This is a genomic window from Vibrio sp. QJM3NY_35, assembly GCF_057785915.1.
On the sequence record NZ_CM173508.1, the window covers coordinates 1713737 to 1738083 of the forward strand.

Consider the following 24347-nt stretch of genomic DNA (forward strand, 5'->3'; position numbering starts at 1 on the left):
AATAAAAAGAGAAAGTTATGTCTACATTCAACACACGCTGCCCTTCTTGTAATGGCGTAAACCGAGTTCCTTCAGAAAGAATTTCAGAAAGCCCAACTTGTGGTAAGTGCAAAACAGCACTGCTCGATGGCGCTCCTATCGAGGGAACGTCACTTAATTTCCAATCTATCTTGAACAGTTCACAACCTGTAGTTGTCGATTTCTGGGCAACATGGTGTAACCCATGTGTGGGCTTCGCGCCCGTGTTCAGCGACGTTGCAAAAGAGCGTTCTGGAGATGTTCGATTCGTTAAGATTGATACTGAAGCTCAGCAACAGCTTGCCGCAATGTACCAAATCAGAAGTATTCCGACGGTGATGGTGTTTAAAGATGGCAAACGTGTCGATACGATTAACGGTGCGTTACCAAAAGGCCAATTTGATCAGTGGCTTAATCAAGCTCTAACCAAATAACACTATTATTTAGACTATTAGTTAAGCTATCGATTTAGCATTACTTAATTCTAAGTAAGCACACAAAAATAGGTTAGAGAGTCTTATCAAACCAAGACTCTCTAACCTACTGTTTTATTAATGGTTATCACTTAACTTCTTGATTTAAACCACAGCTTCGCCTTTCGCTTTAATGCCAGCTTCTTGCTTACCTAACTCGTATTCCTGTTTGATCTGGTCTGCGACTTTCTCGGCAATCATAATGGTTGGCGCATTGGTATTCGCTCCCACTAATGTCGGCATCACAGAAGCATCAATGACTCTTAAATTAATCAACCCATAGACTTTAAGATCGTTATCTACCACGGCCAGCGAATCATCATTAGTCCCCATTTTGCAGGTTCCGACTGGATGATATTGGGTATCCGCACGGTTACGAATATCTTGCTCGATAGCCTTATCGTCACTTGCGTCGACTGGGTAAAAAGCATTGCCACGGATATCATCAAACGCCGAGCTTTCTAGCATTTGGTACTGTTTCTTCCAGCCCTTAATCATAATCTCCATATCTTCTGGATGACTGAAAAACGCAGGGTCGATCTTAGGCTGATCATAAGGGTCACGACTATTGAGCGTTACGGTGCCTATGCTTTTCGGTCGTAGCAAGGTGACATGAGACGTAAATCCATGACTGGTATGTATTTTTCGGGCATGGTCATCAACCACAGCGACGACAAATACAAACTCTAAATCCGGCACGGCGATATGATCTTCTGAACAGAGAAAACCTATCCCTTCTGCAAAATTACTGGTCATCTTGCCACGGCGTTCTTTGTGCCAGAGCGGTAAGGCTTTGGTCATTTCAGAGGCCATTTGCAACGAGATACCGAAAGTTTCACGTTTTTCACTGCATTTGTACGAATGTACTAAGTCGATATGGTCTTGAAGGTTCTTACCCACTCCAGGCAACTCATGAACCTGTTCGATACCATGCGCCTCCAATTCACCTTTAGCGCCGACACCCGACAATAACAGCAATTGTGGGGAACCAAAGGCGCCAGCGGATAGAATCACTTCTTTGTTGCATCGGATCTGATAACGCTTGCCGTTAGAACCATACTCGATCCCAACCGCTTTCTTCCCCTCAAACAAGATCTTATGCGTGGTTGCCTTGGTCACGACCGTAAGATTTTCCCTCGAAAGGTTTGGCGTTAAATAAGCCTTGGCAGCACTGCATCGTTCACCATTAATCTGAGTCACCTGAGTCGGCATCGCACCAAATTGAGCAGCACCGTTGATGTCTTCATTACGAGGAACCCCTATCGACTCACATGCTGTTAAGTAACGTTCCAACATCGGACTTGGCGATCGAAGGTTAGCCACATTCAATGGACCACCTTGGCCGTGATACTCATCTTGGTGAACTTCGTTATTTTCTGCTTTCTTAAAGTAAGGCAGACACGATTCATAATCCCACCCAGTGTTACCCAAACTTTCCCATGTGTCGTAATCATAACGGTGCCCACGAGCGTACATCATGGCATTGATAGAACTAGAGCCGCCAAGTGTCTTGCCTCTCGGTTGGTAACCTTTGCGGCCGTTCAAACCCGGTTGTTTAACGGTTTCAAAAGCCCAATTATTCAGTTTGGTTGGCATCATTGCCACCACGCCAACCGGAGTATGAATGAATGGGCTCGTGTCTTTACCGCCCGCTTCTAACAAGCAAACAGTGACATTCGGGTCTTCCGACAACCGCGAAGCCATGACACAACCCGCAGAACCACCGCCAACAATAATAAAATCATAACTATCCATTGGTCATCTCCGCTATTTCTAGTGGGTGTAATTCTCGTTTCAAAATTTTGCCTGTCGCCGTCATTGGCAGAGCTTTACGAATGAACACCTTGCGAGGGTATTTGTAGTCGGCTAATTGTTCACGACACCAAGCTATCAGTGCTTGGCTATCACATTGTGTATGTTCATGAAGCACCACATGCGCGTGAATCTCTTCGCCTAGGCGATCATGATGCTCGCCCACAACTGCGACCATTTCGACATCAGGATGACACATCAAGACTTCTTCAACTTCGCGCGGATACACGTTGTAGCCACCACGGATAATCATGTCTTTCACTCGGTCAGCAATGAACAAGTTGCCATGCTCATCGGTGCGTCCGATATCTCCTGTTAGGAACCAACCATCTCTAATGGCTTCCGCCGTGGCTTCTGGTCTTTGATAGTAGCCTTTCATGACACTTGGACTTTTGATGCAAACTTCGCCCAACTCTCCCATGGCGACAGAATTACCCTGTATGTCTGTTATTTTGATGAGGTGACCACACAAGGGTTGGCCAACACTGCCCGACAAGCGATCACCATCAATATGGTTAAAGGTAGCAACTGGCGCAGTTTCAGACAGCCCATAACCTTCCAATACTGGAAGTTCGAATCGAGATTCAAATTGACGAATAACCTCAAGCGGCATAGAAGCCCCACCAGACACGCCAAGCCTTAAGCTGTGTTTGACTTGTTCAGAGCGCTCTAACGACTCTTCTTCTGCTCGCAACAACGCGATATACATAGTAGGTACGCCCGCAAACACACTGACTTTGTGGCTAATGATCTGTTCAATCACAAACGATGGTTCAAAACGCGGAATCAATACCATGGTTGAACCCGTTAACACACTAGCGTTCATCATGACGGTTTGGCCGAAGCTGTGGAACAAAGGGAGCGTGGCCATTGTCGTATCGCTGTATTCCAATCTCATCAAATATTGTGACGACATCGCATTGGTTTGCATGTTGGTGTGTGAAAGCTCTGCGCCTTTTGGCTGACCTGTAGTACCTGAGGTATACAGAATTACAGCTGTATCATCACCATTGCACGCCACAGACTCAAACGAAGCCAAAGGTTGTGCCATCCAGTCGGTAATCGATTCATGTTGCTGATGTGCTTCTGAAGGAGTTCCTGAGCTTGTTGGGAGTGGCATCTCAATAAAATATTCACACTGATTTGCCTGCTCAAAACCTTGTAAACCATAGCGACCAATTGGAAGCTCTTCACTGCCGTCAAAACATAAATAGGCCTTCGCGTTAGAGTCATTAAGGTGATAAGCGATCTCTCTGGCCTTGAATAACACGTTCAAAGGCACGACTACACAACCCGCTTTTAGAATCCCGTAATAGGCTATCGGAAAGTAAGTCACGTTCGGGCATGACAACGCTACCTTATCTCCTTTCTGCAACCCAAGTCTTTTCAAGTTAGCAGCCACGTTTCCAGAAAGTTGTTCTAACTGAGAAAAGCTGATTTCATCCGATCCCATACGCAGAGCGGCTTTAGTTGGAAAAAGCGAAGCGCTGCGCTCCAAGTTAACAGCAAGATTGTGCATCCATGATCTCCTTATTCGGCTTGACCTAGCGGTCACATTCGCCTTAGACGTTTTAATCGTTGTAATAAGTGTTGTCTTTGTTGCTATCAAAGCCTGCACATTGGTGTGTCATGTAGGTAAGAGTATTTATTGAGCAAAATGTTTAAGATGTTCCAATATGCAACCCATCAAATTACAACATTTTGATAACATTTCGAACAGGTTTCAAAAAGACAAAAACCGGTGATATTCGGACACAGCTCTATCAGGCCTTGTAAAACCTTGCACACATAAAGCAAAAGTTTGAACAAGCTTGGGAAAGTGAGAACAGGCGACAAGCGTAAATGTTAAGAGTTCGGTTAAGATGGGAATATTCAACAAGAGGCATCCTATGGAATACACCGCAGTCTACGAACCCGATATGCAAGCATTCGGTATTCTTGATCTTCAATTACTGCATCGCTATATGTCACCCGCCCTCAATATCGAAGCATTATTGGAAGGCAGTAACATTGATGCTCTGCAACTCAACACGCCAGACACCCACATTACCTTGGCGCAAAAGTTGGCGGTGTTCAGTAACGCATTGGCGAACACTGATAAAGGCGGTTTAGGGTTAAGAGTCGGCCAACAGGCACGGTTTAGCGACTTTGGTGTTCTAGGTTATGCGGTATTCAGTAGTGAAACGCTGTTAGATGCTTTGCTGATTGGATTTAAATATCTGCAGCTTGCTGGCCCTGTACTTAGAAAAACGATGTCAGTAGAAGATAACGTTGGATACTTTAGAGCCGAGCAGCTGATCGACTTGGACTCGCTGCTGCCATTTTGTTGCGAATATTGGTTCACCGCAATTCAAAGCCTGTGTGAAGAAGTACTGCAACAACCATTCCCATCTCAAGTGATCCGCTTCCCTTACCCGAAGCCAGAATACGGCGACCTCTACACAGAGATTTTCCGTTGCCCCGTTGAATTCAATAGTGATCACCTTGAATGGCAGTTTGATGCAACAAGTTTGTACTCGCCTCTTCCTACCGCCAATACCATCACGCTGCAGATGTGTCTGAAATCGTGTGACGACATGTTGGCAAAAGTCAGTGCGTCCACCAGCCTAAAAGAAAAAGTCTCTCAAATGCTGCTAGAGAGACCGGGCTGTTACCCTTCGATAGAATCTATTTCATCAGAATTGGGGATGTCTTCTCGAACGCTGCGCCGACACCTCAAAGCCGTCGATACGAGTTACCAGAAGATACTTGACCACGTTCGTTTTCACCTTTCTCGACACTACCTTTCTTCAACTCAAATGAGCATTGAAGAAATATCTGAGCGCGTTGGGTTTTCAGACAGCGCTAACTTTCGACATGCCTTTCGTAAATGGAGTGGAAGCTCGCCCAGACAATACCGAAAAGAAGTGGTCTAACACGATTAAACGCCCTAAATTAAAATCTGATGAATACAACGAATCTCTCTCCCTCTTTCAAATTAAATAGTCGTTTGAACAACGCTTTATCGGCTATTTAACCGCAGAAAATATCGCGAAAACATGAAATATCACAACGGTATTTTAGCCAACAAACACGATAGATTTCTTTTATCTTAACGACCATTTTTATTCGTTTTACCCAATTCAGTTTCTCCCCCATAGTCGCGGAAAATTCATCGTTTCTTTTACTATTTAGAGGCTCCTGCATTGGACAACATCCAACCAACAACTCGCATAACTGTTCCTGTTATTGCATTGTCTTTTTACGCGATCGCTTCAGGCTACTTAATGAGTTCATTACCATTAATGCTGTCTGAGTATGGCTTAGACAGTAATCTATCGAGTTGGTTGGCGAGTGCCTTTTATGCAGGTCTTTTAGCGGGTACGTTATTGATTGAGCGTGCGATCGCTCGCGTTGGTCACAAAGACGCGTTCGTCATTGCATTGAGTGTCTTCATCGCAACGATCCTTGTATTGCCATTGATCCCACACCAAGCGGTATGGCTATTAGCTCGCTTTGTGGCTGGTGTGGCTGTTGCAGGTATCTTCGTGATTGTAGAATCTTGGCTAATGAGCGGTGATGAATCTCAGCGTGCGAAACGTTTAGGGGTTTACATGTGTTCGCTATACGGCGGATCTGCTGTTGGTCAACTTGGCATTGGATACCTTGGTATTACAGGCGGCGTGCCTTTCATTGCAATGTTCACCTTGTTGTTTGGTGCGATCATTGTGTTGATGTACGGACAAGCGACAGCACCACAAATTCACGATGCTAAGTCTTTATCACTTAAGCAAATCAGCAAACTGAGCCACAGCGCACTAATTGGTTGTATTGTATCGGGGCTAACACTTGGTTCTATTTATGGCTTGATGCCTGTAGAGCTCGCTCAGCGCAACATCGCACACCAAGATATTGGTGGTTTGATGGCGTTAGTAATTATGGGTGGTATGGCTGTTCAGCCGATGGTGACATGGTTATCTCACCACATAGGACAAGTGTTATTAATGGCTCTGTTCAGCCTACTAGGGGTTGCAAGCATTGGTGTACTAACGATAAACCATGATTTCTACGTACTAGGCATGAGCCTATTCGTACTGGGCATGGCAACATTCGCACTTTACCCAATTGCGATTAACTTAGGTTGTCGTAACTTAGACCCAAGCTATCTGGTATCAGTGACTCAGGTTATGCTGTTGTGTTACAGCATCGGTTCAGTCGCAGGACCATTAGTTGCGGATAGCTTTATGGACTCTCAAGCAGGACTATTTACTTACCTGTTTGCGTCTCTGCTAGCGACAACGATTTACATGTTAATCGCAAGTCTAAAGCGCTCTCCTCTACAGATTGCTGGCGAGTGATATAGCAGGTAATGAGTAAATCGCAGGGAGTAAATAGTAGATAATTGGTTAAACAGTTCTGACCATTCTAAACGAGTCGATATTATTGGGGCTCTTCATTAAAGGCTATTGGCCTGAAGGAAGCGCCCTTTTTGATACGTAGGGGGGGACTAACGCTCAATATATTGAAATCGTTCGATTTATCAAAACTGTGTTAATGACGAAAACGCTGCTGAAGCAAATGCTATTTAAGGCTGGAAAACGTAACCTTCACCAGTGATCGTTAAGATCAAACCATCACCTAAAATTGAGCGTATCTCAGAAATAGCGACAATTACCGACGAATTGGTGACTTTCTCACTTTCCCAACCGATATTCTTAAGCTGACGAACACTGAATAACTGTCCGCGATGCCGATTCATAAATAAAATGATTTTTCTGTACGCTAATGGCATCGTTCCAAGCACATAACCATTGTCAACGTTTCGTATGAGCTTCGTATTTAGCTCAATAACCTTACCGTTTACCTCCAATACCGCATTGCTTTCAACTTTATTACCTTCAATTACTGGGTAAGTATCCATATTCATATTCCCTAACAGAGCAACCAACGACACAACTTCATTAAGAGATGTGTTTAATAACGTCACTTATAAATGGACGTTTAAAATCGAAGATAATGAAAGTGGCGTATACGGTAAAGAGATTAAATTTTTATTATTAGAATATGAACAGATTATCAACAGTAGGAGTCAGTCTCTAACATATAGCCTTCATTAGGTATGGTGTAGATGAATTTACAGTCTATCATTCCGCGTATTTCAAAAATAGCCACAAGCACAGAAGCCGAAGTGACAGACTTGCCAGCCCAGCCAACACGCTTCAAAATATCCTTGCTGATCACCTCACCTTTATTCTCGTAAAGATAAAAAAGTACCTTACGATGAGGCTCGGATAACGTCCCGACAATCGAACCACAGCCAGCTTTTCGGACAAGTTTCGTTTTCGTATGGAATTCTCTCATATTAATTACGATTTTTCTGTCTGATTCAAAGTCGAGTATCTCTGTCGCATCTTGTGGCATCACTAACCTCTAATTTTGTAAGCCTTAACCATTGTCATAAAAGTAGGAGGAAAGTACATAACGTCAGCGGCGAACAATACAGTAAATTTACTGCATTGCGCCGTTATTAGATGTTGCAAATGAACACTGTTTTATATTATGTATAGATTTGATGCTTCAGCAGTCCCACTGTTTAGCCTGAGACCCGATGACTCTTTCGATATTGACTTGGCGATAAACCAAAATGCTTTTTAAAGCGATGTGAGAAGTTATAAGGATCTTTGTAGCCTAAGCGGTTGGCAATCATCGACACTGACCAATCTTGCTGCTTCAACAAGCTGGTCGCTTTGTCCATTCTCAGTTGTATCAACTTGCTACGTGGAGACACGTTAAACAACGACTTAGTGACTCGGTTTAACTGTTCTTCACTGATGAAAACACGTTCTGCCATCCCTGCGACGGTCCATGGCTGGTGCAGACTGCTTTCAATCTCGTTATAGAGTGCTTGAACACGTGCTGTGGTGCTGGTCGATTTGGGTTCAAACCCCGTCAACGTTCGGATGATTTCACTCAAGAGCAACTTACGGTAACTGGCTCTACCGCCTATCTCAAAGTAAACCAAGTTCATTAATGACCAGATCTGCTCACACTCTCCGAACGGCACTATCCCCTGACCTAAACTTGCTATGTGCTGCCATTGCTGCGTATCGGGCGTTAGCATCCACGCCATTTTCCAATAATTGTATTGAGGATCGAGTTCAAAACGAAATGGGGTTTCGGCAGGAAGAACCGCCAGCGTATAAGGTGTAATCGCTTGTACCGAGGTTGAAGTGGTTAGAATTCCGCCCCCTTCTTGAGTAAAAATCAACGTATGAACATTAACGGATTCGCGCTCAACCCAGTAGCCATCATATAGCTTCGCCATACCGCCCATATAGACACCAAAGCTTTTCATCTCTGGAATATCTTCAACGGTCAAAAAACGTTCTTTGCACTGTTCAGCGAGAAAAACATCATCGCGCCAAGTTGATTTTGGTCTCATTGAATCAATGACGGATTCGCACAGGTTTTGTTGTTTTTTAAACATGTTGTTATTTCGCTCAAAACACTATAGTTCTGCCATAAATCGGAGAGCTTATGACAACTAACATCAACCCTAACTCATCTATGAATAACAAGCCAGAGAGTATCTTACCTCGTATCGTTAAACTTGGTTTGCCTGTTGCTTTGCAAAGTGCGCTTGTCGCTATTCTTGCCCTTGCTGACGTATTAATGGTCAGTGATTATGGTATGGAAGCAGCTGCAGCTGTGGGAATTGCATCAAAATGGCACTTCGTTGCGATTATGATTATGGCAGGGTTGGCCTCAGCAAACGGTACATTAGTCGCTCAATACTGGGGAAAGAATGACCGAAAAAGCGCACGAACAGTATCCTCGATTGCGATGATATTTGGCTTAAAAGTTCTGTTGCCTGTTACTGCAATCATCACTCTTGGTTCTCAGTTTTTAATGATGTTGCAAACCAGCGATCAAACCGTGATTGAACTTGGCGCGACTTACCTATGGTATGGCTTCCCTGTTCTACTTCTGACTCACATTGTTGTCGTGGTAGAAGCAAGCATGCGCTCATCAGGTGACACCGTAACTCCACTATTATTAGGTGGCGTTACCATCGCACTCAACATTGCGCTTAACTTCATTCTTATTAAAGGTGCTTTCGGCATTCCAGCAATGGGCGTCGCAGGTGCGGCATTGGCGACAACCTTAGCGCGATTAATTCAAGTGGGCTTGATGTATAGCTACATGCGTATGCGTAAACATTGGCTATTAACGACACCGAGCTCGCCACATCGCCCATCATTGTGGATGTCTTACCGTCGCATTGCTTTGCCGTTGACGATGAATGCTGTGTTGTGGGCAATGGGTACCATGGCATATCAAATGATTTTCGGTCACATGGGCACGACTGAGCTTGCGGTGTTCTCGATGCTCGCACCATTTGAATCTCTGTGTTACTCGATCTTCTTTGGTATTTCAGTGGCGTGTTCTGTTTTGTTAGGCCATTCATTAGGCCGTGATGAATTTGATGACGCGATGAGCATGGGTCTAACATTCATTAAAGCCGTCGTTGGTTTTGGCGCGGTCGTTGGGTTGCTACTGTTTATGGGTAAAGAACATGTTCTATCATGGCTAAACCTTTCTACCGATGCATTGTACCCACTCGCTGCACCTGCAATGACTATTATGTGTTTTGCGGTAGTCATTCGTATGCTCAACATGGTGATCATTAACGGTATTATTCGTGCTGGTGGTGATAACGCTTTTTGCCTGCGAATGGATTTCATCGCGATGTGGATGGTGGGTATTCCAGTATGTGTTTACGGTGCGTTTGTCGCTGGATGGGATTTCAAATACATCTATGGTCTGATGTTGGTAGAAGAAGTGGTGAAGTTAGCTATATGCTCGCACCGATACTTGAGCCGACGCTGGATCAACAACCTCACAGTGACCTACGACGAGCCTCAAGCGGCATAAGTTACCTGTCTACCTAGCTACCTAGCTACCTAGCTGCATTCAAGCTTAGATAGAAGTGTATCTACATCAAAAAGGTCTGAGTAATCAGACCTTTTTTGTTTCGATTACTTTCACATTACACATACTTTCACACAGTAAACAATGTGTTACTTCTTATTCATTCGGATATGGCGGTTCGACACATTCGGCAATGGCTTCTCTGGCACTTTCCGCTTCTCATGTATCAAATGTCGTATCGCTAAAATCGGATGCTTGAGTAGCATTCTTGGCCCAGCATATCGCATCACTAAACGCATCTGCTCTTTAGGGTCAGGCTTATAGCAATGAATTGGACACTTATTGCAGGTTGGTTTCGCCTCGCCATAAGGACAGCGATCAAGTCGTGTTTCGGCATAACGCAACAGTTGCTCGCACTCTTCACATAACGCGTTGTCCAAACGAACGGCATCGTGATGATCTTTGCAATAGATGTGCACCATCGCGATAACGGTTTTGTACTCGGTTGCGAGTTCGCCTTGCAGAATATTGTTATGTTGAAACATGATTAATTACTCAGTGATAAACCGTACAGGTTGAGGTTGACGCTTTCACTTAACACGTCCTCGACTCGCTCAAACACAAAACCCAACTTAGTCAGCAGTGCGATACTTCGAATGTTATCAGAGGTAGTGATGGCAACTAAATGATCGATATCAGCATTATGCTTAGCTTGTTCAATTATCGCTTGTGCCGCTTCTAATGCAAAACCTTGGCCATAGACTTCAGGAACAAAACCGTAGCCAATATCATGCGACTCTAAGTTATCTCGTTTGATTAAGCCGCATACTCCAATTGGCGTTGAGGGATCTTTTATTTCAACCACCAATAAGCACACACCTTTCTCTTGATGCATTTTTAGAATGTTGTTTTCGATGTATTCAACAGCCTTGACTACGTCGCTGATTTCCTTGTCTCCGATGTAACGCAGGAAATCTTCTGAGCCATATAATCGTTGGATAAACACCGCATCTTGAGGTGTGATCATTCTTAATCGTAAACGTGCGGTCTCGACTGCCTGCATAGTGATATTTTCCTTGCTGGATAGCATGTAAATATTGAGTTCTAGATCTAAAATGATTATCCTCCACCGCATAAACTAAATACAAGGCTATGCAGCAATGAACCGTAAGAAAAAAATCAATCAAATTCTAAAGAAAAGACAGAAACAGGCGACGTCTAAACTGCATGGTAGCAACAAGCCTCGCTATATTTCTAAAGCTGACCGCGCAAAAATGGAAGCTGAAGAGCAAGCAAAAGCCGCTCAAGAGCAAGCGGAAGGATCGGTAGAAGCTTCTGTTGAATCTGAAGAAGCTGGTATCGAAACTAAAGATACAAAAGCTGCAGAGTAAGTTTTAAACTCGCAGTATTCTTGCCCAGCACTCTGACCAGAGCCTACGGACAAGAACAAAAAAAGCAGCCTCTATTTGGGCTGCTTTTTTGATCGTGTTTTTTGAACGAGCGGTTTATTAGCTAACTTGTTTTAGCCACTTAACCTTTGAAAGGCTCAACTTCCCAGCGTGCGAACGGCGCTTTTGTATTAATGCCTGCACTTCCCCAACGGTCTACCGAGTCTACAACAAGAATTCGTTCATTAGGCACCAGTGACTTAATCAACGTCGTCGGCTTTTTCGCTGTGACTAACCACAGTGCATCGTCTTCTGAAAACATCGCTTTGAGTTTCGCTATATCTTGCTCTGTCCATTCAAGCTCTGCTTTGAACATGCGGTCTTCAACAAACAGTTGGCTACCCGAAGCAAAGTCTTCCAAGCTTTCTGAAAGCAACAATACTGAATCTACGTCGTTATCCAGTAACACCGCTTGTTGCTTGTTAATCAGTTCACGAACATCAAGCATCACGCGCTGCAAATTACTATCAATAATTTCAGCTTGTTCTGGCCACAACAACTTAAAGTCGTCAGCCACGATAGCGGCCATACGCGTTAAGTTAGTTGGGTTTAACCACGCGAACTTAGACACATCACCACTCGATAACGTCAGCGCTGCAACACCTTGTGCGCGTGGAGTAATCGCTTGAGCCGCATCAACCTCAACCAAACGGATGTTGCCTTGTCTTGCGTATACAAATGTAGGATCAGCTTGCCAGATAGATGACAGCGTTAATGCTACGGTCGCCTTTTCTCCTGATTGAAGGACTTTGCTCGCCCCCTTAGTGCCAAACCAATTAGGCAAGCGATCAATACCGTAGCGTTTTGGTGGTAAGTATTCAGTCGTAATGTCAGTGCCTTTGGTGAGCTCAGTCGCCAACGCATAGGTCACCGGCGTACTGGTTAGGATATCTTCGGCATTAGCGCTGAAAGACACCATTGAGGCACCTAACAACATGCTGCTGACCGCACTCACTTGAGCCGTTGCTTTTAGTGAACTTGAAATACGATTCATTAAAGAAGTCATGATTATGCCTTTCTTACAATTCGGTATAGCGTTGCCGCTAGGAAAAACGTTGCAGAAACGATGATGATTGAAGCACCGGATGGCACTGGCAGTTTAAGTTCCATCGGTAATACTGTTCCGACCAAACACGCGATGGTTGCCAGTAACGCAGACAACAAAACAAAGCTGCCCATGCGTTTAGTCAGCAATCGAGCCGTAGCTCCAGGAATCAGCAATAACGCGCCAACCAGAACCGCACCCACTATTTTCACCGCTGCAATCGTCACTAGAGTGATCATCATGACAAACAGGTAGTCGTAGAAGCTGGTGTTATAGCCACGAACCTTGGCAATATCGGGGCTAATACAAGTCAAAAGAATGCGGTTGAACGTCGGTATCAAGAGCAAAATGATGATCGCGCAGCTGCCTGCGAGAATTGCTAAATCTTGGTCTGTTACTGTCAGAATCGATCCAAATAACACGTTCTCAAGCATGTGGATATTGATCTTACGTACTACGTACATCAGCAATGCCGCGCCTACTGCCAATGCTAGCGCAAGGAAAACTCCGACTAAAGTATCGTATGGCACATTGGTTCTGTTTCTTACAAAATGAAGAAGCAAAGCAAAGATCATACAGAAACTAAACAGACCAATAATTGGGTTTTCTGGTGGCTCACCAAGCAAAACACCGATAGCAATACCAGTTAATGCGGCGTGACCTACCGCTTCAGAGAAAAAAGCGAGACGCTTTGCAATCACCAAAGTTCCAAGGCCACCTAATAACGGGCCAAGTAATAGCGCCGCAACCAAGGCATTCACCATAAACGCATACATGAAGCTGTCTGATAACCAACCCGCTTCAACGCCACTTATGGCAAGTTGTCGTAACCAATCCATTACGCAACCTCCTTCGATTTAACGATAGCTGCGCCACTGCTGTAGTGCTGGAATAGACTCTCAATCTTACTTGGATGTAGTACCTGTTCATGTGGACCACTATCCACCAAGAATCGATTCACAACATGCACATTCGCTTCAAGGCGACGCACTGCGGTTACATCATGGTGAACCGCAAGGATCGTACGGCCTTCATCAACACATTCACGAATTAGAGATTCAAGATACCGAACGCCCTGCTCATCCATACCGGTCGTTGGTTCATCCAACACCAGTAAGCTTGGGTTATCCAACAACGCTTGAGCAAACAACACCCGTTGCTGCTCACCACCGGATAACTGTCCCATACGGCGGTCGCTGCGTGTCGCCATACCAACGCGATCTAACTGTGCGAGTGCAAGATCCAATTGCTTAGATTTGCGACGCCAAAACAACGGGATTCGCGTTTGGTTAAGCAATACGAAGTCCATTACCGTCAAAGGTAAGCTCGACTCGAACGTCGCTTTTTGCGGAACGTAACCAATACTTGGCTTTTCTGGCCAGTGGATATTGATTTGACCAGAGAAAGGCGTAAGTCCAAGTACAGATCGCAACAAAGAAGTTTTGCCTCCACCGTTTGGTCCCATAATCACATGACACTCACCCGCTTTAAGTTCTAGCGAGATATCATCAAGAATCACATTGTTATCGTATTGCAGGCCGAGTTTATTAATTGAGATTGATGGACCTAACATTATGCGTTCCCGCTTTTAACTTGGTTCGCCGCCGCAAATTTCATTGCTTCGATTAACGTTTCTAGGTTTTTCTTCATCTCAACTTCCACTTTATCGTCTTCATATTCGCCATGCGTCATGTGAGAAAAACGGTAAAGCTGAACACCTGTTTCCGCTTCAATGGTGTCAACAAAGCGGTTTGGCATGTTGAGCTCATAGAACAGAACATCAATGCCCGAAGCGCGGATCTTTTCGATCGTATCTTGCAGTTGGCTCGCACTTGGCTCAACACCGTGTGCTGGCTCAATCACCGCCGCGACATCAACACCAAACTCTTGCAGAATGTACCCATAAGCATTGTGCGTGGTCGCCACTTTCATGCCTGAAGTATCGAGTTCACCTAATGACAACATCGCATCACGCTTCATAAAACGAAATTGCTTGGCGTATTTACGTGCGTTCTTGCGATAAAACGTAGCGTTGTCTGGGTCGAGCTTAGAGACTTCACTCGCGATGGTGTAAACCTTTTGAATCGTTGTCGAAAGACCAACAAACGTATGCGGGTTCACGGCACCTTGACCAACAGACTGGCCTAATGCTGGAAGTAGAGGCACTTCTTTGTTCGCTTCGATCACCACTAAGTCATCACGTTGCGCGGCTGAAATCACTTTAAGCGCGAAGTCATCGTGACCAATACCGTTTACCACAATCGCATCCATCTGGCTCAATCGCTTTAAATCATTGGGTTGCGGTAAGTAGTTATGAGGATTAAATCCAGCATCAACCAAAGGAAGAATGTTCACTTTGTCACCCACCACGGCTTTTACGTAGCTGAAATAAGGCTGAAGGGTTATGCCAATCGTCAGCTTATCACTGTCGATCTTATATTCTTTTGCTAATGCATTGGGTGTCATTAACACCGCCAATAACGACATGAACAGAGTCATAATTCGCATAGTAAATCTCTTATTATTTTTGAACATTTTGTTTTTCGAGAATCTGGGGTTAATGAGAAGAAGCATCATGCTGATCAGCAACTTCTGACTCATTCACCACCAATTTCCAACCGGTAGACTCAAGCGTGTGTTGGTCAAAAGTATCTGGCTGTTTCGCTACACCACCAAAGAAAATCCAGATTTCAGGAGAGACACTGTTGGCGTTTAAAATAAAGGAGTCAGCAAAGCCATGTTCGCTTTGTGCAGCGTATTCGCTTGGCGTCGAAAAGTAGTAACCACGCTCGTCCAATAGCCAAGCATGAGAACCTTTGCGCTTCCAACTCTGGTCTTCAACAAATGGCGCGACCCATTCATCCCTAAGTGACACAACACTCGGCCATTCACCGTCAGAGTCCATACGCAAGTCACGAATTTCTTCATGCGCTAAGCGTAACTCTGACAACATTGCCAAGTTTTCTTGTTCAACATCAGTCACCAGGATTTGATGATCAAGCACTGATTTAACGTGAGATTCTGCCTGATGAAATGGGATCGCGACGGTTGCAAAGCAAAGGATGAATACAATGCTCAGCACTACCCATTTACCTTCTCTGCCACCCGTATCAGCACGTACACCTTGAATCATCATTTCTCGCTGATCTCAACAACATCGACTTCAACAGGAAACTCATGGCCTGAATCGAATACAAGGTAGAACTCAGTGTCAGGATTTGGGAATTCAACGATAGAGCGTTTATCTGTCATCTCTTTTGCAATCAAGTTGTCTTCGTAATCGTACATCTCAACCGCGTAATCAATCGCTTTGCTGCCATCAGAATAACCCGCTTCACAAGCAACAGTTTTGCCTTCAAACCAGCAGCTCATCAGTGGAAAGTGTGCTTGCGCAGGTAATGCAGCGAAACCAAGTCCCAAAGCCAAGCATGGAGTGATTATCGATTTTAGTTTTGTTTTTATTGTCATGGTTCGTACCCTAGCCACAGTGCAAATTCTCAGAAGTAAACTGAGCGATAAAGGGCTCAAATGAGCCCTTAAGTTTTTGGTTGCTTAATCAGGGGTCTAACCCCGATATCACAAATCATTGAAGCAATGCTTCGAACGTTAGGTGAACGTTCGCGCTTGCTTTGTCTGCCAGTGGGTTGTCAATCAACTCACCTTTGTAGTTCGCTTTCATTACGTAACGACCTGCTACGTCTGGAGTAAATGTAATTTCACCGTTCTCATTACTCACAACATCAATCTGCTCTTGGTGGTTGCGGTAAAGCGTGCCTTCACGAGTGATCTCAGCTTTCACGTCTTTCTGGATTTCACCGTTGTAGAAGAATTGGAATGTCACAGGTTCACCTTCAATGATGTCTGAAGGGTGCGTTACTGGCTTCATTTCAAGTAGCTTGCCTTCAATCTTAAATACTGAATCCGATGGCTTACCCACTGTGATGTAGCTTTCTGCACGGGTGAAACTGATTTGTGTTACCACGTCACGCGACTTTTCAGGAAGCACAGAGTCACGTTCCGCTTTGTTTGCTTTGATCCACTTTACAGTGTCACGACGGCCCGCTTTGTATTGCGTGTAGTAAGAAGGCTCATTGTTGATCGCCACTTTGTGTGTGCCTTCTTCTTCAAAATAGAAGTCGAAGATTGAACGACGTTTACCGCGAACAACAAAGTTTGGACGCTCGCTGCGACCGTCTGGCATGATGACATGAGCGTTTTCACTGCCTGCTGGCTTATCGAAAACGAACGTACCGTGAGATGCAGTCACGTCGAACGTTAGCCAATCACCGCCTTCTTTCGATACAGTAAAGTGAGATGGTAGTATCCAACGCGGGTGAGCTTGTGCTGTTGTCGTTGCGGCTAGGCCGAATGCCATCACACCCGCTAGTGCAAGTGCCTTGATTTTTGTCTGTTTCATCATGTTCAATTCCATTATTTATAATTGTTAGCCGTGTCGCTCTATCTGAGCCTACGATGACTGCTGTCTATTCTGTTCAGTTTGCTATTCGCACTTGTTATTTAGCGATGTAGTTCAGAGTGATTTCACCCGTCTCTTCCGTCGCCTTTAGCTCATAAGAAGCGTTTGAATCTGTTAGCGATACTTTTTGACGAAGGTAATTACGGCCACCGTGTTCGCGAACCACTTCGATATGAACCGTGTACTCGCCCTGTTCTAGAGTTTGGCCATCATCGCTCTTACCATCCCAAACGAAGCGGTACTGGCCAGCAGGGCGCGTTGCAGACGTCACTGCATCAACCAATTCACGATCATAACGCCCAACCTTTCTCCACCAGCTACGTAAATCTTTAAGCCATTCATCTTTACCGACCCAAAGCTCAATGGTTTTCACTGACTTTCGTTCGCTGTTCTCTACCCACACCGCCACATAAGGACGTGCGTACATAGAGGTATCAATCTTTGGAAGCTTAAAGTTCACATCAAGTTTTGCCGTATCAGGGATCGCTTGTGCCATACCTAGGCTTGGCAAAAGAGATAAAGCAAGAAGCACCTTGCTCCAGTTCATTTTTTTCATGTTTAACAACCTTTTAAATCCGTTTAACCTTTAATTCGCTCTTCAAGTTGATTCACCAAGCTGACTCATCAACCTGATTGATCAAGCTAATTAAGAATTAAGGTACGGCGACAAAATAGATAGCAAGAGAGATTGCAGACCCAAACACCGTCCATTTAATGGAGGTATTGAGCGTTTTTTTCTTAGGTAACAATAAGCACACGCCAGTCAGCACAAAAAAGATCATCAGCAGAGCAGTGATATCGATGAACCACTTCCAAACTTCACCGCTGTTACGGCCTTTGTGTAGGTCGTTCAAAAGCGCGATAACGCCGTAATTGGTGGTTTCGACTTCCACCATTTCAGACGTCACGTCAACGAACACAGAGGCGTTGTAGCCTGGTCCTTTGAAGTCCATAGACACTTCGCCGATGAGCAACTCACCGTTTTCAATCTCTGCGTAGATGTCTAAACCTGAAGGAACGCCAGATAAGTTGGCTTCTTCAAACAAAAACTTCTCAAAGGTCGTTTCGTCGGCTTTCAATCGTCCTTCTTGTATCGTGAATAAATTCGCAGGAAGCGTTAACGTTGACCGTTGGATATTGGGTTGTGTTGATTCAAATAACTCAGGGCGATTAAGGGTGATGCCTGTCACTGAGAAGAAAAGAACAACGAACAGAAGCGCCATTGAAATATAAACATGAAGTCGACGAGCCCATGATTGAACCGCCCTACTTTTTAACGACATACAAACCAATACCTATAAATTTTATGGCGTCAATTTAGTTGATAATCATTCGTATTGGCATTCAATTTACATTGTTTACGTTTGCCGAGCAGCGTAAGGAAATTTACATAACATTACATGGGAAGTAATCGAACTGTTTATCTACTCTGTTAACATGTAAATCTTGTTAACGTTTAGAGTTGGCGGTAATAACTGGTTAAAACGTCAATCTGATTCAGCCGAAAGATCATCGATAGAAACCAATAGGTGGATACACCGTGCATTCAAGGAAAGAAAACTGGAAGTATTTAGAACTGAGATCACTATCAAGATCATTAACATCACGATCTGTTCAAGAGTAGTTTAAGCTTATTGTCTATAAAACGAGCATGGCGATACATGTTTAAAAGGATTTTGAAATGCGTATTATTATTTTAGCTTTTACCCTGTTGGTAACGGCTTGTACTAGCCAAATTATCGGCACTGACGAACATATCGAGAGTTATATCGGCTCCAATATTGCCGACGCCCAAAAGTTATATTTAACGCCTCACTCTCAAGCTGTTTCATTTTGGGAGTCGCGCACGTTTGCTTGGGTAGAAACTCAAACCCCACTCGAGAATGGCGAAACACAACATGCTTTCAAAAATCCCTATCGTGACTGCACTATCAACTGGGTTGCTGACCAAAACGGAATGATCATCGCGGGATCGCACAGTGGCGAGATGTGTAGCCCTTAATTTTGCCTTTGCTCATACCTCGCTCAAACACCAAGGCCTAATGAAGCACTAAGGCTCAATTTTATTCAATATATAAAAAAGGGCGTCATTTGAACGATCAAATGGCACCCTTTTGCTTTTCTTATTTCTAGTTTCTATGTGCTGTCTCTTATCTTCTTTTTTTAGCTATCAGCAGTTAAACGTTTCCGTTATCACTAACTGTTCTTAGCTGAGTCAGATATTTAATCCAACCTTTTGCTTCAGAAGAAGGTTCAATGTTGTTCGCACGCTTCGCTTGTGCCAGTGCGTTGTCAAGGTTCTTTAACTTGTACCAAGAACGTACTTTCGCCAATGCGACGTCGGCTTGTTTGTTTTTGTCTTTCACTTTGTCTAAAACAACCAGCGCTCGGTCGTAGTAACCTTGCTGAACCAATAGCTGTGCCACATTCCAGTGGTATTGATTGTCCTTTTTAGACGCTAATGTCCACACTTCAATGGCATTGTCCCACTCTTTCGCTAGCTGCCAGTAAGTTGCTTGCTCAGCCAGAAGTTGAACATCGCTGTTCGCATCATCTAGCTTGCTAATTTCTAGTGCTGCGCGTTCTGGAATGCCGCGTTTCGCGTAAAGCTGTGCTAACAAGCGGCGATCTGAGTTTTTCAGCTCAACACCTTGTAGATCGGCCAGCGCCAACGTATTTAATGCATCTCGGTTACGTTCTAACCTTAGTTGAATACCCACTAGTTGACGCCACCAGTTGTCTTTTTCTGGTTGAAGTTCAATAAGGCTTTCCAGTGTTGGAATAGATTGCTTCCACTGCTTTAACTGTAGTTGTGCACCCAGTTTTAGTGATAAAGGCGACAACTCTGGTTTTGAATTGAACTTGTCATGATTACCAATGGCCACTAGTACTTTCGACCAGTTTTCAATTTGGTATTCAGCTTGTGCAATTCGCATCCAAAGCGTGTCTTTCTTTTCCTTTTCTGGCGCTGTTTTCACTAACTCGTAATAGTGCGGAAGCGCGTTTTTAAACTGCTGATCGTTTAGTAATAGATCAGCAAGCATGCGCTTCGTTATCCAAGCTTGCTCATCGACCAACAAATTAGTATCGACGGCATAAGTTAGCTGCTTAATCGCCGCGTCAGTTTTCCCATCTTGCCAGTAAAACACACCAAGCATACGAGCTACGTACGCTTTGTCGTAGCCTTTAGAAAGCTCCAAGCCTGCAAGAACGTCAATCGCCTGTTTAACCTGTTCATCTTGAGCAAGCTTGTGCGCTTTTTGAACACGAATAGCAGTATATTGAGTTAGCTCTTTTGCTTGTGTTGTAAGGGGCATTAACAACACGCCCACTAATATCCATATCTGTTTCATCATTTTGCCAACTTAAACTCTAGTTTCACGGTTTGACGAACCTGAGCTATCGCTTTTCCATCGACGACTTTCGGTTGATATTTCCATTTTTTAAGTGCTCTCATCGCTTCACGTTCAAACATACGACGTGGGTTTGCGTCAGTGACTTGAATATCAACTGGGCGCCCCGTCTCATCGATAGTAAAAGACATAATGACATGACCTTCAGCGCCCCGCTTAAGCGCCTTCGCTGGGTAACGAGGTTCTACTCGATACAGAGGCATTGCCTGTTGGTTTGACCCAAAATCAGAAAATGTCGGCGCGTTAATCGCTAGACCATCAACAGATGTATTCAAATCCAATGAAGGCAGTGAAGACATCGAATTCAGAGGCGTAACTTCAGCTTGTGACTGAGACGTTTGCGCTTCTGGTGGTGGTTCTGGCATTTCTGGCTGTTCAGGAACGGCACGTTGTCTTCTTTGAACGTCTTGTTCTTGTTCCACCATCACCATGTTGAAACTTAAAGTATCACCACTTTCTGGAGAACGTTGATGGCCATTATCAACCATCCAAGCCATGAAGGAAAACAGAGCTAAACCCAGTGCCCCCGCTATCGGTAAGGCAAGAAAAAGGCGAATCATTTATAAAGATCCTCCAAGATCATCGCTTTTCAGCAGCAAGCGCAATGTTTTTCACACCGGCACCTTTAGCGGCGTCCATCACTTTTACAACAGTTCCGTTATAAGCGTGTTCATCCGCTTGAATGACCAAAGAAGCATCAGGTTGTTCTAGCAATAAATGTTCTAACGTCGCCTGAACACGTTCAACATCGACAACACGTTTATCGATGAAGATATCATTCGCAGACGTAATCGCAACAAAGATGCCCGCATCCTTTTGGCTTACTACGTTAGAAGCTTGTGGGCGATTGACTTCAACCCCTGATTCACGAACAAATGAACTGGTCACAATAAAGAAAATAAGCATGATAAATACGATATCAAGCATCGAAGTAAGGTCTATTTGAGCCTCTTCGTTTTTAGAATGACGTCGACCGAGTCTCATCGTTGACTCCTTAAAGATTTTTCTAATTTTAATTCTAAACGGTTACACACTTTCGCTAAACGCGCGTGAACAAACATGCCCGCTAGTGCAGCAACCATACCCGCCATGGTTGGCAGCGTTGCTAACGAGATACCTGAAGCCATCAATTTAGGGTCGCTGCTTCCTTGAGTCGCCATGACATCAAAAACAGAGATCATACCGGTAACGGTGCCTAACAAGCCCAACATCGGACAAATAGCGACTAACAGCTTAATAAAATTCAAGTTTTGGTTAAGCAAAATACTCGCTTGTCCTAACCAACCTTCACGAATGGCTTTGGCATGCCAAGAAGAGTGATCTTCTCTTTCATGCCACTTTGTAATCCAAGCTTGGCGTTGTTTTGGAAAATAGAACGCAAGATAAAGCACGCGTTCTACCACAAGCACCCAATACACTAGGACAACAGCAGCTAGCCACCACAGGACGAAACCGCCCTGCTCCATAAAGCTTGATAAAGACAGCAGCCAGTCACTCGTTAACCAACTCGCTGGTAATAGAGAACCCGACAAAATATCCATTACGCAGCAGTCCCAACTGGTGAAACAACAGCTTTTGATTCAACTGTCTTTTCTGCCTGCTCAGCAACAAGGCCAATACCCTGCTTCTCAAGAATATTGCGAATATTTTCTGACTGAGTGCTGAGAATGTTGTGTGCCAGTAGTAGTGGTATTGCAGCAACAAGACCAAGTACGGTTGTTACAAGCGCCATAGAAATACCACCAGCCATGACTTTAGGGTCACCATTACCAAACTGTGTGATCACTTGGAATGTTTCGATCATTCCGGTTACGGTGCCCAACAAACCAAGCATAGGAGCGAGTGCAGCTAGAAGTTTCAGCATCGATAAACCTTTCTCTAAGTGAGTCTGTTCATCAACGACGGCTTCTAAAAGACGTAACTCTAGTGCTTCAACCGTTTGGTTTTGCTCTTTGTTGTAAACTGCAAGAACGCGACCAAGAGGGTTGTCGCCCGCTTGTTCAGGGTTCTTCAGTTGTGCGCGAATTTTCTGACGAGCGATAGCTAAAGAAATACCACGAACCAATGCGATGATTAAACCAATTGCCAACAAGCCAAGAATCACTTTGCCTACTACGCCACCAGCTTGAAGACGATCAGTTAGGCTAGGTTCCAAAGCCAATTGTTCTAGCATGAATCCACGAGAAGGATCGACAACGATATTAGATACGTCGCCATTCGCAAGTGCGGAAAGCGACGCGAATGTTGGACCATTTGATGGCTGTTTCAAATACGCAATTGCATCTTCGCGCTGGGTGTTCCAGTTAACATAGCCCTGGTCAGTCACTAGGCCGATTGAACCTAGACGATATGCATTAGCTTTTTGTGTGTTGCCTTCACCGTTGATGAACGCAATTTGAGATTTACCAAGCTCAGAACTCGCTTGAATTTGCTCAACCATACTCATCCACAAGCCAGATAGCTGTGGCATTGATGGCAATGATTTAGCATCAATGATTTGCTCAACGGTTGCAGTATGTTCAGCGCGATCAACACTGTTCACTGTAGAACTAAGCTCTGCACCTAGCTCTTTTGCGTTTTGGCGAACGACGCCAAACAACTCACCGAGACTACCCGTTTCTAAACGCAGTTTCTCTTCTAAACGAGCAAGTTTGTTTTCGTTGTCGCTGAATGTTTGAGTCAGAACGTCTGTAGCGCTTTGGATTGAGGTGCGTTTCTCTTCAAGCTGCACTTTGATCGCTTTGAGCTCTTGTTCTGTCTTTTTGAAATCCGCTTCTCGAACCACGTTGTGAGAAGCTTGAGTTCGACTCTCTGATTTTGCTTTATTAACTAATTGAGCAGTCGTGTCTGATGCAGAGAAAGCAGAGAATGAAATAGATGTAATGCAAAGTAATGCGGCCAACGGTTTTAAGTTCATTACTTAACCTCCGCAACAGTTAGAGAAACAGGTAAAGTAATCAAGCTTGGCGCCGCTTGTTGACCAGCAATATCGTAGGCTTTATCCAGCTCAGATTTCATTGAAGAATCAAGCTCTTGCCATTGATCTTCTGTTTGATCCCAAGACCAGTATTGGTTGCCATTTAGATTGCGAGCGACTAAAGAGATGCGACCTAGGTGCAGTACATCAGCCTCAATCGTTTTTTCACTGGTCAATGCTACACGACCTTGATAAACACCCAGCTTGATACCGTAGTCCATCTCAATTTGATATGCCTCTAGGATACGACGATACTTTTCTGCATCACTTACATCCGCGCGAGTCATCATCGCTTGCAGCTTTTCAACTCTTTCTAGACGCTGTTCTTTCTTGATTGGCACATCTTGCTCAACTAACTGCTGAAGGCCATCAATCATCTGGTACATCAGAGGCACAACACCTTGACGTGTATATTTGATTTCGTCGATCTGCGCTTCAATGCTCTGAGCTTCTTGATTCTGGCTCTCAACCAATGCAGCAAGATGGTCGTGATAGATTTCTAAGTTTTTAACTTCTTCTTGCAGACGCTCAATCTCAGCTTGCAGCATTAAAGTCGCTTGTGAGCTTTTATCAATAACCTTTTGGCTCGAAGCCGACGCGTTATTGGTCTTGTTTTGAATTGATTGAGCTTGATCCAAGCTGTTTGCCATCGAAGACGTTGCAACCAAACTGATGGCAAGCGCTAGGCTAGTTTTTAAAAGATTCATAATTGTCGTCATTTACTATAAGAAGAAGGTCAAATGAGCTTTATTGATAAGCGGTCTCATTATCAT

28 protein-coding genes are annotated in these 24347 nt (G+C 44.3%); 6 read left to right on the forward strand and 22 right to left on the reverse strand.

The annotated features are described in order from the left end of the window. Positions 1-17: 17 nt before the first annotated feature. A complete protein-coding gene (gene trxC, locus AC3CH3_RS22805; protein ID WP_004731082.1) occupies positions 18-452 on the forward strand; it encodes a thioredoxin TrxC in 435 nt (144 codons plus the stop codon). Positions 453-596: 144 nt separating this feature from the next. Here the strand turns inward: trxC and AC3CH3_RS22810 are convergent, their stop codons facing one another. Together AC3CH3_RS22810 and AC3CH3_RS22815 are read right to left on the reverse strand one after the other, a co-directional pair. Then, a complete protein-coding gene (locus AC3CH3_RS22810; RefSeq protein WP_488538534.1) occupies positions 597-2246 on the reverse strand; it encodes a GMC family oxidoreductase in 1650 nt (549 codons plus the stop codon). Beyond that, positions 2239-3822, reverse strand: a complete 1584-nt coding sequence (locus AC3CH3_RS22815; RefSeq protein ID WP_488538535.1) for a long-chain-fatty-acid--CoA ligase — start codon at positions 3820-3822, stop codon at positions 2239-2241. The genes AC3CH3_RS22810 and AC3CH3_RS22815 overlap by 8 nt, the downstream gene beginning before the upstream one ends. A 370-nt stretch (positions 3823-4192) precedes the next feature. Between AC3CH3_RS22815 and AC3CH3_RS22820 the strand changes: the two genes are divergently transcribed. Both AC3CH3_RS22820 and AC3CH3_RS22825 read left to right on the forward strand, forming a co-directional pair. Continuing rightward, entirely contained in the window at positions 4193-5218 is a 1026-nt protein-coding gene (locus tag AC3CH3_RS22820) for an AraC family transcriptional regulator (RefSeq protein ID WP_488538536.1), read from the forward strand. A 270-nt stretch (positions 5219-5488) separates the two neighbouring features. Continuing rightward, positions 5489-6640: an MFS transporter gene (locus tag AC3CH3_RS22825; RefSeq protein WP_017109590.1), complete on the forward strand. Its 1152-nt coding sequence runs from the start codon at positions 5489-5491 to the stop codon at positions 6638-6640. 227 nt (positions 6641-6867) lie between these two features. Here the strand turns inward: AC3CH3_RS22825 and AC3CH3_RS22830 are convergent, their stop codons facing one another. The 3 genes from AC3CH3_RS22830 to AC3CH3_RS22840 all read right to left on the reverse strand — a co-directional run bounded on the left by AC3CH3_RS22830 (position 6868) and on the right by AC3CH3_RS22840 (position 8769). Beyond that, entirely contained in the window at positions 6868-7203 is a 336-nt protein-coding gene (locus AC3CH3_RS22830; RefSeq protein WP_017109589.1) for a helix-turn-helix domain-containing protein, read from the reverse strand. A 155-nt stretch (positions 7204-7358) separates the two neighbouring features. After that, on the reverse strand, positions 7359-7703 hold the full coding sequence (locus tag AC3CH3_RS22835; protein WP_488538537.1) for a winged helix-turn-helix domain-containing protein: 345 nt from the start codon (positions 7701-7703) through the stop codon (positions 7359-7361). A gap of 172 nt (positions 7704-7875) precedes the next feature. Continuing rightward, a complete protein-coding gene (locus tag AC3CH3_RS22840; protein ID WP_488538538.1) occupies positions 7876-8769 on the reverse strand; it encodes a helix-turn-helix transcriptional regulator in 894 nt (297 codons plus the stop codon). 50 nt (positions 8770-8819) lie between these two features. Between AC3CH3_RS22840 and AC3CH3_RS22845 the strand changes: the two genes are divergently transcribed. Further along, positions 8820-10217, forward strand: a complete 1398-nt coding sequence (locus tag AC3CH3_RS22845) for an MATE family efflux transporter (protein ID WP_114635308.1) — start codon at positions 8820-8822, stop codon at positions 10215-10217. Between the two features lie 146 nt (positions 10218-10363). On the opposite strand, the gene AC3CH3_RS22850 is transcribed toward AC3CH3_RS22845, so the two are convergent. Further along, the gene (locus tag AC3CH3_RS22850) at positions 10364-10759 is read right to left on the reverse strand and encodes a nitrous oxide-stimulated promoter family protein (protein WP_171314411.1); all 396 of its coding nucleotides are present in this window, start codon (positions 10757-10759) and stop codon (positions 10364-10366) included. A gap of 2 nt (positions 10760-10761) precedes the next feature. Next, entirely contained in the window at positions 10762-11277 is a 516-nt protein-coding gene (locus tag AC3CH3_RS22855) for a GNAT family N-acetyltransferase (RefSeq protein ID WP_065206159.1), read from the reverse strand. Between the two features lie 97 nt (positions 11278-11374). Here AC3CH3_RS22855 and AC3CH3_RS22860 point away from each other — a divergent pair, with 97 nt between their 5' ends. Continuing rightward, positions 11375-11605, forward strand: coding sequence for a DUF2986 domain-containing protein (locus tag AC3CH3_RS22860; protein ID WP_065206160.1), 231 nt, complete (start codon positions 11375-11377; stop codon positions 11603-11605). 139 nt (positions 11606-11744) lie between these two features. Here the strand turns inward: AC3CH3_RS22860 and AC3CH3_RS22865 are convergent, their stop codons facing one another. The 9 genes from AC3CH3_RS22865 to AC3CH3_RS22905 all read right to left on the reverse strand — a co-directional run bounded on the left by AC3CH3_RS22865 (position 11745) and on the right by AC3CH3_RS22905 (position 18467). After that, the gene (locus tag AC3CH3_RS22865) at positions 11745-12668 is read right to left on the reverse strand and encodes an ABC transporter substrate-binding protein (protein WP_065206161.1); all 924 of its coding nucleotides are present in this window, start codon (positions 12666-12668) and stop codon (positions 11745-11747) included. Positions 12669-12670: 2 nt separating this feature from the next. Then, positions 12671-13546, reverse strand: coding sequence for a metal ABC transporter permease (locus tag AC3CH3_RS22870; RefSeq protein ID WP_488538539.1), 876 nt, complete (start codon positions 13544-13546; stop codon positions 12671-12673). After that, the gene (locus AC3CH3_RS22875; RefSeq protein WP_428784995.1) at positions 13546-14280 is read right to left on the reverse strand and encodes a metal ABC transporter ATP-binding protein; all 735 of its coding nucleotides are present in this window, start codon (positions 14278-14280) and stop codon (positions 13546-13548) included. The genes AC3CH3_RS22870 and AC3CH3_RS22875 overlap by 1 nt, the downstream gene beginning before the upstream one ends. After that, a complete protein-coding gene (locus AC3CH3_RS22880) occupies positions 14280-15215 on the reverse strand; it encodes a metal ABC transporter solute-binding protein, Zn/Mn family (RefSeq protein ID WP_488538540.1) in 936 nt (311 codons plus the stop codon). Before AC3CH3_RS22880 ends, AC3CH3_RS22875 begins: the two co-directional genes overlap by 1 nt. Before the next feature lie 49 nt (positions 15216-15264). Continuing rightward, complete coding sequence (locus tag AC3CH3_RS22885) at positions 15265-15843, reverse strand: DUF6162 family protein (protein ID WP_171308619.1); 579 nt, start codon at positions 15841-15843, stop codon at positions 15265-15267. Beyond that, positions 15840-16175, reverse strand: a complete 336-nt coding sequence (locus AC3CH3_RS22890; protein ID WP_017079279.1) for a hypothetical protein — start codon at positions 16173-16175, stop codon at positions 15840-15842. Before AC3CH3_RS22890 ends, AC3CH3_RS22885 begins: the two co-directional genes overlap by 4 nt. A gap of 115 nt (positions 16176-16290) precedes the next feature. Continuing rightward, positions 16291-17127 (reverse strand): DUF4198 domain-containing protein, encoded by an 837-nt coding sequence (locus AC3CH3_RS22895; RefSeq protein WP_065206166.1) that lies wholly within the window; start codon positions 17125-17127, stop codon positions 16291-16293. A gap of 94 nt (positions 17128-17221) precedes the next feature. After that, on the reverse strand, positions 17222-17740 hold the full coding sequence (locus AC3CH3_RS22900) for a DUF2271 domain-containing protein (RefSeq protein WP_065206167.1): 519 nt from the start codon (positions 17738-17740) through the stop codon (positions 17222-17224). A 97-nt stretch (positions 17741-17837) separates the two neighbouring features. Next, on the reverse strand, positions 17838-18467 hold the full coding sequence (locus AC3CH3_RS22905) for a PepSY-associated TM helix domain-containing protein (RefSeq protein ID WP_488538541.1): 630 nt from the start codon (positions 18465-18467) through the stop codon (positions 17838-17840). A 398-nt stretch (positions 18468-18865) separates the two neighbouring features. Here AC3CH3_RS22905 and AC3CH3_RS22910 point away from each other — a divergent pair, with 398 nt between their 5' ends. Beyond that, positions 18866-19186 (forward strand): hypothetical protein, encoded by a 321-nt coding sequence (locus AC3CH3_RS22910; RefSeq protein WP_017082146.1) that lies wholly within the window; start codon positions 18866-18868, stop codon positions 19184-19186. A gap of 175 nt (positions 19187-19361) precedes the next feature. Here AC3CH3_RS22910 and AC3CH3_RS22915 read toward each other — a convergent pair whose 3' ends face one another. The 6 genes from AC3CH3_RS22915 to AC3CH3_RS22940 are packed head-to-tail and all read right to left on the reverse strand — an operon-like array spanning position 19362 to position 24281. After that, positions 19362-20540, reverse strand: coding sequence for a tetratricopeptide repeat protein (locus tag AC3CH3_RS22915; RefSeq protein WP_488538542.1), 1179 nt, complete (start codon positions 20538-20540; stop codon positions 19362-19364). Further along, positions 20537-21157, reverse strand: coding sequence for an energy transducer TonB (locus tag AC3CH3_RS22920; protein WP_488538543.1), 621 nt, complete (start codon positions 21155-21157; stop codon positions 20537-20539). The genes AC3CH3_RS22915 and AC3CH3_RS22920 overlap by 4 nt, the downstream gene beginning before the upstream one ends. A 19-nt stretch (positions 21158-21176) precedes the next feature. Next, positions 21177-21581, reverse strand: a complete 405-nt coding sequence (locus AC3CH3_RS22925) for an ExbD/TolR family protein (RefSeq protein WP_004731145.1) — start codon at positions 21579-21581, stop codon at positions 21177-21179. Then, positions 21578-22138, reverse strand: coding sequence for a MotA/TolQ/ExbB proton channel family protein (locus tag AC3CH3_RS22930; RefSeq protein ID WP_004731144.1), 561 nt, complete (start codon positions 22136-22138; stop codon positions 21578-21580). The genes AC3CH3_RS22925 and AC3CH3_RS22930 overlap by 4 nt, the downstream gene beginning before the upstream one ends. Continuing rightward, positions 22138-23514, reverse strand: coding sequence for a MotA/TolQ/ExbB proton channel family protein (locus tag AC3CH3_RS22935; RefSeq protein ID WP_171312842.1), 1377 nt, complete (start codon positions 23512-23514; stop codon positions 22138-22140). Before AC3CH3_RS22935 ends, AC3CH3_RS22930 begins: the two co-directional genes overlap by 1 nt. Then, positions 23514-24281 carry a DUF3450 domain-containing protein gene (locus tag AC3CH3_RS22940; RefSeq protein WP_474357324.1) on the reverse strand — a complete coding sequence of 256 codons (768 nt, stop codon included), beginning with the start codon at positions 24279-24281 and terminating at the stop codon, positions 23514-23516. Before AC3CH3_RS22940 ends, AC3CH3_RS22935 begins: the two co-directional genes overlap by 1 nt. Positions 24282-24347: the final 66 nt, after the last annotated feature.